The sequence below is a fragment of the Rhodococcus sp. CX genome, assembly GCF_015865005.1.
In the GTDB taxonomy this organism is placed as follows: domain Bacteria; phylum Actinomycetota; class Actinomycetes; order Mycobacteriales; family Mycobacteriaceae; genus Rhodococcus.
The window spans coordinates 12,835-20,499 of sequence record NZ_JADZGH010000037.1; the positions used below are offsets into that span (position 1 = coordinate 12,835).

The following is a 7,665-nucleotide window of genomic DNA, read 5'->3' on the forward strand; positions in this document are numbered from 1 at the left end:
ATCGGTCTGGGAATGGCCCGCGGCCTCGCCCGTGCCGGCGCGGATGTGGCGCTCTGGGGCCGCAGTTCAGGCAAGCTCGAGGCCGCGGCGTCGGGGCTCGCGGAATTCGGTGGCCGGATCGTCACCCGATCGGTCGACGTCGCCGACGAGCAGGCGGTCGTCGACGCGACCGCCGCCACCGTCGAGGAACTCGGCGGGCTGGACGTGGTCGTCGTCAACGCCGGAATCAGTGTGCCGCTGGCGAAGTTCGTCGAATCGACCACCGAGAACTACCGGAAGGTGATGGACACCAACCTCGACGGCGCGTACTTCACGCTGCGCGAGACCACCAAGTACCTGGTCGCCCAGGGGGTCGGCGGATCGGTGATCGTCACGTCGAGCCTCGGTGCGCACGAGGGCGCGGGACGCAACCAGGCCTACGGCGCGTCCAAGGCCGGGGTCCTGGCCCTGGCCAACGGGTGCGCGGTCGAGTTGGCGCGCTACGGCATTCGCGTCAACAGCGTGCTGCCGGGCTGGGTCGCGACGGACATGACGGGTCCGCTGGTCGAGTCCGAGAACTTCAACTCCCACGTCATCTCCAGGGTGCCGTTGGGACGCTGGGCGACCCCCGAGGACTTCGAGGGCATCGCCGTGTACCTCGCGAGCGACGCGTCCGGATTCCAGACGGGCAGTTCGACATTGATCGACGGCGGATACAGCATTTTCTGACGAGGAGGATCGGGCGGGGATTCAGCCCTGCCCGATCCGTTCGAGAGCGCGGCGGAACAGGCTCAGCGTCGTCGCATGCAACCGCTGCCCGACCTCGGGGTCGGCCTTGCCCGCGAATGCCCGCGCGTAGGTGCCCTCGAGGATGATGCCGAGTTTGAAACACGCCAGCACCACATACCAGTCGAGAGCGGAGAGATCCCGATCCGATTGCGCCGCATAACGTTCGACGAGCTCTTCGCGCGTCGCGAGACCGCCCGCGTCGCCGAGGGCACCGCCGATCGTGCTCTCGTCGTTGCCGTGCTCCGGCCAGGTCGCGAGGAGCCAGCCGAGGTCGAGCAACGGGTCGCCGATCGTGCACATCTCCCAGTCGAGGATCGCCGCGACCTCCGGTGACGACGGCGAGAACATCACATTGCCGATGTGGTAGTCGCCGTGCAGAATTCCCGGTGTCCACCGCTGCGGCACCGACCGTGCCAGCCAGTCCGCGATCGCGTCGACACCCGGCAGCGGTTCACCTGGATACCCGTCGAGCGCGGCGTAGGACTCGAGTTCGCGCAGCCACCGGGGGACCTGCCGTTCGACGAAACCCTCCGGGTGCCCGAAATCGCCCAGGCCGATGGCGGTGTGGTCGACGGACGCGAGGGTCGCGAGGGCGTCGATCATCGACAGGCCCATTCGGTGCCGGATCTCCGGATCGGAGGCGTGCGGTTCGGGTAGCGCCACGAACGCGTTGAAGCCGTCGACCGGTTCGACGAGGTAGAACGCGGCACCGGGCCAGACGTCCTCCTCGGGGCACGCCGCGATCAGACGCGGATGCGGAACGTCGGTGCCGGACAGGGCGTCCAGTATCCGCATCTCCCGGCGCAGCACGTCGTTCGTGCGCGGTCGCAGATGGCGCGGGCCGCGCCGCACCACGAACGAGCGGTCGCCGCGGGTGAACCGGACCATCAGGTTCTGGGTTCCGCCGGTCAGCTGCTCGAGGTCGGTGACCGGGCCGGGTCCGAAGCCGCGGGCGCTCATCCAGTCGTCGAGCGCGGTGATCTCGTCACCGGCCAGTGGCGAATCGGTCGTGGTGTCGCTCATCGCCGTGACCTTAGCGGCCGCGCGCCACGTAGTGGGAAAAAGCGGGCAGACCCATTGCGTGAGCAAAGGTCTTCGGTAATTGTTGGGTAAACCGGTGACACCGGACACACTCTCCCCGAAAAGGATGAACATGTCACTCACTGCCCTGCTGGAACTCGAGTTCAAGCCCGACGCCCTCGACGACGCGAAGAAGGTCATGGAGCGGGTGCTCGGCGAGACGCGTGAATTCGACGGCTGCCTCGGCATCGAGATCCTGGTCGACAAGGGCAACGAGGCCCGCTGGGTCATCGTCGAGAAGTGGCAGTCGGAGGAGCACGACACCGCCTACCGCAAGTTCCGCGCCGGCCCCGGAGCGATCACCGATCTCGGTCCGCTGCTGGCCGGTGCGCCGAAACTCACGCACTACAACGAACTCTGACAGTCACGCGGGCGTGGGACGTCACCGTCCCACGCCCGCGGTCTGTCTTCTTCCGGCGTTTACAGGGCCAGGCGCGCGCGAGCGTCGGCGTATTCGGCGCGGAAGCGGTCGACGACATCCGCGACGGACGTGACGGCCTCGATCGATCCGACGCCGTGCCCGGCGCCCCAGATGTCCCGCCACGCCTTCGGACCGCGCGCGCCGCCGTCCGTGGCGGTCTCGGCCCCCAGGTTCATCTTCGACGGATCCGAGGTCTCGAGATTGTCCGGGTCCATGCCCGCCGCGGCGATGCTGCCGCGCAGGTAGTTGGCGTGAACGCCGCTGAACAGGTTCGTGTAGACGATGTCGGACGCGGTCGAATCGACCAGCATCTGCTTGTAGGCGTCCGACGCGTTGGCCTCGGTGGTCGCGATGAACGCCGAGCCGACGTACGCGAGGTCGGCGCCGGCGGCCTGCGCGGCCAGGATCGAGTTGCCGTGCGCGATCGACCCGGACAGCAGCAGCGGACCGTCGAACCAGGTGCGGATCTCCTGGATCAGCGCGAACGGCGACTGGGTGCCGGCGTGACCGCCCGCCCCGGCGGCGACCGCGATCAGACCGTCCGCGCCCTTCTCGATCGCCTTCTTCGCGAACCGGTTGTCGATGACGTCGTGCAGCACGATGCCGCCGTAGGAGTGCACGGCGTCGTTGACGTCCTGCCGGGCGCCGAGCGAGGTGATGACGATCGGCACCTCGAACTCGACGACGGTCGCGAGGTCCTCGGCGAGCCGGTCGTTCGACTTGTGGACGATGAGATTCACCGCGAACGGGGCCGCCGGCGAATCGGGATTGTTGGCGTCGTGCTTGGCCAGTTCCTCGGTGATCCGCATCAGCCATTCGCGCAGCTGCGACTGTGGGCGCGCGTTGAGCGTCGGGAACGAACCGACGATCCCTGCCTTGCACTGCGCGATCACCAGGTCCGGGTTGGACACGATGAACATCGGTGACGCGACGACGGGCAGACGCAGACGGTCGCGAAGGACGGGCGGCAGACTCATCGATTTTCTCCTGGGGGTCCGAGATTTTGAGGGTCGGGGGTCAGGCTTGGCCGAGTTGGGCGGCCATGCGGGGGATCAGTGCCTGCAAGCCCTTGATCGGGCGGACCATGACCGTGAATCGGGTGATGCGGTCGTGTTCGTCCCACTCGATCATGTCCACCCCGTTGACCTGGACCCCGTCGAGATCGGCGACGAACTCGAGCACCGCCGAGTTCGGGGCGTACCACTCGCCGACGAAGTGGAATCCGGTGCCGTCGCCGAACACGGTCACCGCCGCACGGAGGTAGGCGAGCGTCGCGGCCTTGCCTTCCTGCGGGGTGAAGACGACGGGAGACCGGAAGACGGCGTCGTCGGCGATCAGCGCGTCGAGCGCGGCGAGGTCCTTCGTCTCGGTCACGCGGTGCCAACGTTCGACAACAGCAGGGCGCTCGGTGTTCGTCACGGTGGTCGCCTCTCGATCGCGGGATGCTGCCGAGCGTAGGGCCCTCCCCATTAAACAGTCAATGGTGACCGTTCATCAGGGTCGCGGGGAGCGGGTCGATGGTCGGTCCTCGAAGGGCCGTTCGCGAGTGCAGCCCGAGGGGCCGGAGACCCGACAATGTAAGGTCCTACGGCATGGGTGACATTCTCGAAATCGTGGGCGTGGCTGTGGTGATCATCGTGGTGCTGCAGGTGATCTTGGGATCGCTGGCACTGCTGTGGATCTCGACGGTCAACCCGCACTTCATGCAGCGCAACAAGTGACGCGCTGAGCTTGTAGAACAGCAAGGCTCGTAGAACAACAGGCTTGTAGAACACGCGCTGGGGCGGCCGGTCCGGTCAGCCCCAGCCCAGTTCGTGGAGGCGGTCCTCCTCGATTCCGAAGTAGTGCGCTATCTCGTGGATCACGGTGACCGCCACTTCGTGCACCACATCGTCCTCGGACTCGCAGATGTCGAGGATCGCGTCCCGGTAGACGGTGATCGTGTCCGGCAGCGACCCGGCATAGTGCGAGTCGCGTTCCGTCAGCGCAATCCCGTGGTAGAGGCCCAGCAGGTCCGGCTCCTCGTCGTGCCGCGCATCGACGAGCACCACCACGTTGTCGATCGCCTCGGCGAGCTGCTGCGGAATCAGGTCCAACGCCTCGGAGACCAGTTCCTCGAAGCGTTCCTCGTCCATCCGGACACTCATCGCGTGCCGCCCGGGAGCGGAGCCGCACCCGGCAGCGGGGTCGGCAGCGACCGCCCCTCCGGCACCGGCGGCGGCGGGACCGGCGGCTGGCCGTCGATCAGGATGTCGCCCTTCGCCGAACCGGTGATCGACGCGAATCCACCCCCGTCGACCTGCTTGCCGACCGAGCAGTTCACCTTGCGGCTGCCCGCGAGCCAGCTGTCGAAGTCCAGGTTGTCCCAGAACAGCGTCAGCGTCTTGTTGCGCAGTGCCTCCGGATCGCCCAGGTAGGCGTTGGTGGTCTCGGTGCACGTCGTCTCGAGGTACTTGTCCTGGTCCTCCGTGCTCGGCACCCCGCCGGGGAACTGGGCGGACATGTCCACCACCGCGGCGACCTCGAACGCGTGCGGTTGCGCGCAGTCCACCGGATCGGCGGGCACCCCGTTGTTGATGCCGATGCAGGTGCCGACCTCCCACGCGCGGGACTGGTCCTGATCGGCGACGCGACCCTCGATCGGCAGCAGATTGCCGGTCGTCGACGAGAACTGCAGCCCGCAGCGCAGGGTGCGTTCGCCGGCTTCCCAGCCCGCTTCGCCCGGATTGATGAGGCCGACGCTGAACTTGCCGTGCGGGTCGAAACGCCCCTGCAGGTAATCCATGGCGGCGGGCGCGCAATGTTCGTCGCGCAGTTCCGTGAACCGCAGGACCGACGGGAATCGCGAGCCCGGACCCCACTCCGCGCCTGGGAACACGCTCAGGTCGATGTCCTCGACCACCTCGAACAGGTGGGTCTGTTCGCAGTCGACCTTCTCCAGATCGCTGGCGTCGATCGCCGACCAGGTCAGGCAGTCCCCGGCGACCGCGGTACCGAACGCTTCACCGGCCACCGCCCCGGTCGTGCGCAGCGCGCTGCCCGTGGGGGTCTCGTCGTCGGAGTCGCCGAACCCGGCGAACACGGCGGTCGCGACGGCGGCGAGAACCGCGCCCGCGGCGACCAGTATCAATGCGCGACGGGTCAGCTGCGCTGACGGTGCGCGACGGGTCAGCTTCGCGGACGGCGGGCGCCGCGTGGACTGCTGTTCTTTCTCCTCGGCCATCGTCATCCATCATGCCTGGCGCCGGTGTGGGGAGTAATTTCGGTGTTCGTGACGGACGATCCGATCGATCCCGAAGTCCAGGAAATCGCCCAGCGGATGTTCGACGCGGCGCGGGCCGGTGACGCGGACACGCTCGCCGCCTTTCTCGATGCGGGCGGCCCGGTGAATCTCACCAACGGCACCGGCGACACCCTGCTCATGCTCGCCGCCTATCACGCGCATCCCGGGGCCGTGAATCTCCTGATCGAGCGGGGTGCCGACGTCGACCGGCTCAACGATCGCGGGCAGTCGCCCCTCGCGGGCGCGGTGTTCAAGGGGGCGGAAGAGGTGGTGCGGGCGCTCGTGGCGGCCGGTGCGGACCCCTACGTCGGCTATCCCACCGCGGACGATGCCGCGCGGATGTTCGGGAGGGACGACTACCAGCAACTCTGGCACCGGTAGGCTTCCCTCTCGTGATCGACCTCAAGTTCCTCCGCGAGAATCCCGATGCCGTCCGTGCCTCGCAGCGCACCCGAGGTGAGGACCCCGGTCTCGTCGACGCCCTGCTGGAGGCCGACGAGACCCGCCGCGCCGCGGTGCTCGCCGGCGACAACATCCGCGCCGAGCAGAAGGCGCTGGGTAAGAAGGTCGGTCAGGCGTCCCCCGAGGAACGCCCCGCCCTGCTCGCCGGAGCGAAGGAACTCGCCGCGAAGGTCAAGGAGCTCGAGGCCGAGCAGCACGCCGCGCAGGAAGCCCTCGACCGCGCGCACCTGGCGATCTCCAACATCGTGCAGGAAGGTGCCCCGGCCGGCGGTGAGGACGACTTCGTCACCCTCGAGACCGTCGGTGAACTGCCCACCTTCGACTTCGAGCCGAAGGACCACCTGACGCTCGGCGAGTCGCTGGGCCTGATCGACATGGAACGCGGCGCGAAGGTGTCCGGCGCGCGCTTCTACTTCCTCACCGGCTACGGCGCGTTGCTGCAGCTCGGGATGCTGCAGCTCGCCGCGCAGAAGGCCACCGCCAACGGCTTCACGATGATGATCCCGCCGGTGCTCGTGCGTCCCGAGATCATGCAGGGCACCGGGTTCCTCGGTCAGCACGCCGACGAGGTGTACCACCTCGAAGAGGACGACCTGTACCTCGTCGGCACCTCCGAGGTGCCTCTCGCCGGCTACCACTCGGGCGAGATCCTCGACCTGTCCGCGGGCCCGAAGCGGTACGCCGGCTGGTCGTCGTGCTTCCGCCGCGAAGCGGGCAGCTACGGCAAGGACACCCGCGGCATCATCCGCGTCCACCAGTTCGACAAGGTGGAGATGTTCGTCTACTGCAAGCCCGAGGACGCCACCGACGAGCACCAGCGCCTGCTGGCGTGGGAACGCGAGATGCTCGCCGCGATCGACGTGCCCTACCGGATCATCGACGTCGCCGGCGGCGACCTCGGTTCGTCCGCCGCCCGCAAGTTCGACTGCGAGGCGTGGGTGCCGACGCAGGAGCGCTACCGCGAACTGTCGTCGACGTCGAACTGCACGACCTTCCAGGCCCGCCGCCTCGGTGTCCGCTACCGGGACGAGAACGGCAAGCCGCAGATCGCCGCGACCCTCAACGGCACCCTCGCCACCACGCGCTGGCTCGTCGCGATCCTCGAGAACCACCAGCAGGCCGACGGCTCCGTGAAGGTGCCGGCAGCGCTCGTTCCGTTCGTCGGGCGTGAGGTGCTCGAGCCGATCGGCTGAGGTCGCGCCGCCTTCGGCGAGCCGACGTGCCGGCCGCCTTGGGCGAGCGAATGTATCCCTCGTCTCCTTCGACCGACCGGGTGTGCCACTCGCTCGGTCGAAGGTGGGGTACGAACTGGGGTGGCCCTCCGGGTCAGCCCAGGATCATGCAGGTGGTCGAACCGCTCGCCACGAGCCTGCCCTGCTCGTCACGGGCCTCGCCGCGCGACGTCGCGGTCCGGCGTCCCGAATGCTCGCAGAAGCCCTGCACCCGGATGAGGTGTCCCGGCTGCACCGCCCGCAGGTAGCGCACCTGCAGGTCGAGGGTGGTGTAGCCGACGCCCGGGGCGAGGGTGCTCGCCACGGAGAAGCCCATCGCGGTGTCGAACAGTGTCGCGACGACCCCGCCGTGCACGCTGCCCACGGCGTTGCAGTGGAACTCCTGCACCTCCAGCGTCACCTCGGCGAATCCCTCGCGC

11 protein-coding genes are annotated in these 7,665 nt (G+C 68.2%); 5 read left to right on the forward strand and 6 right to left on the reverse strand.

Annotated elements, in window-relative coordinates; all coding sequences use genetic code 11:
* A partial coding sequence (locus I0Q12_RS03585) for an SDR family NAD(P)-dependent oxidoreductase (RefSeq protein WP_197250631.1) occupies positions 1-708 on the forward strand: 708 nt, incomplete at its 5' end.
* Between the two features lie 21 nt (positions 709-729).
* On the opposite strand, the gene I0Q12_RS03590 is transcribed toward I0Q12_RS03585, so the two are convergent.
* On the reverse strand, positions 730-1,791 hold the full coding sequence (locus tag I0Q12_RS03590; RefSeq protein WP_197250632.1) for a phosphotransferase family protein: 1,062 nt from the start codon (positions 1,789-1,791) through the stop codon (positions 730-732).
* A gap of 130 nt (positions 1,792-1,921) precedes the next feature.
* Between I0Q12_RS03590 and I0Q12_RS03595 the strand changes: the two genes are divergently transcribed.
* On the forward strand, positions 1,922-2,209 hold the full coding sequence (locus tag I0Q12_RS03595) for a putative quinol monooxygenase (protein WP_197250633.1): 288 nt from the start codon (positions 1,922-1,924) through the stop codon (positions 2,207-2,209).
* A gap of 59 nt (positions 2,210-2,268) precedes the next feature.
* Here the strand turns inward: I0Q12_RS03595 and I0Q12_RS03600 are convergent, their stop codons facing one another.
* Together I0Q12_RS03600 and I0Q12_RS03605 are read right to left on the reverse strand one after the other, a co-directional pair.
* Complete coding sequence (locus I0Q12_RS03600; protein WP_197250634.1) at positions 2,269-3,246, reverse strand: nitronate monooxygenase family protein; 978 nt, start codon at positions 3,244-3,246, stop codon at positions 2,269-2,271.
* Positions 3,247-3,286: 40 nt separating this feature from the next.
* The gene (locus I0Q12_RS03605; RefSeq protein WP_248673832.1) at positions 3,287-3,688 is read right to left on the reverse strand and encodes a nuclear transport factor 2 family protein; all 402 of its coding nucleotides are present in this window, start codon (positions 3,686-3,688) and stop codon (positions 3,287-3,289) included.
* A 173-nt stretch (positions 3,689-3,861) separates the two neighbouring features.
* Between I0Q12_RS03605 and I0Q12_RS34595 the strand changes: the two genes are divergently transcribed.
* The gene (locus I0Q12_RS34595) at positions 3,862-3,990 is read left to right on the forward strand and encodes a hypothetical protein (RefSeq protein ID WP_269437518.1); all 129 of its coding nucleotides are present in this window, start codon (positions 3,862-3,864) and stop codon (positions 3,988-3,990) included.
* A gap of 75 nt (positions 3,991-4,065) precedes the next feature.
* Here I0Q12_RS34595 and I0Q12_RS03610 read toward each other — a convergent pair whose 3' ends face one another.
* Together I0Q12_RS03610 and I0Q12_RS03615 are read right to left on the reverse strand one after the other, a co-directional pair.
* Positions 4,066-4,404 carry a metallopeptidase family protein gene (locus tag I0Q12_RS03610; RefSeq protein WP_374068551.1) on the reverse strand — a complete coding sequence of 113 codons (339 nt, stop codon included), beginning with the start codon at positions 4,402-4,404 and terminating at the stop codon, positions 4,066-4,068.
* An 8-nt stretch (positions 4,405-4,412) separates the two neighbouring features.
* Complete coding sequence (locus I0Q12_RS03615; protein WP_197250637.1) at positions 4,413-5,492, reverse strand: septum formation family protein; 1,080 nt, start codon at positions 5,490-5,492, stop codon at positions 4,413-4,415.
* A 96-nt stretch (positions 5,493-5,588) separates the two neighbouring features.
* Here I0Q12_RS03615 and I0Q12_RS03620 point away from each other — a divergent pair, with 96 nt between their 5' ends.
* Positions 5,589-5,933 carry an ankyrin repeat domain-containing protein gene (locus I0Q12_RS03620; protein WP_197250643.1) on the forward strand — a complete coding sequence of 115 codons (345 nt, stop codon included), beginning with the start codon at positions 5,589-5,591 and terminating at the stop codon, positions 5,931-5,933.
* 11 nt (positions 5,934-5,944) lie between these two features.
* On the forward strand, positions 5,945-7,207 hold the full coding sequence (gene serS, locus I0Q12_RS03625) for a serine--tRNA ligase (RefSeq protein WP_197250638.1): 1,263 nt from the start codon (positions 5,945-5,947) through the stop codon (positions 7,205-7,207).
* Between the two features lie 133 nt (positions 7,208-7,340).
* Here the strand turns inward: serS and I0Q12_RS03630 are convergent.
* Positions 7,341-7,665, reverse strand: a 325-nt coding sequence (locus I0Q12_RS03630) for a PaaI family thioesterase (RefSeq protein WP_197250639.1), incomplete at its 5' end; no start/stop codon positions are given.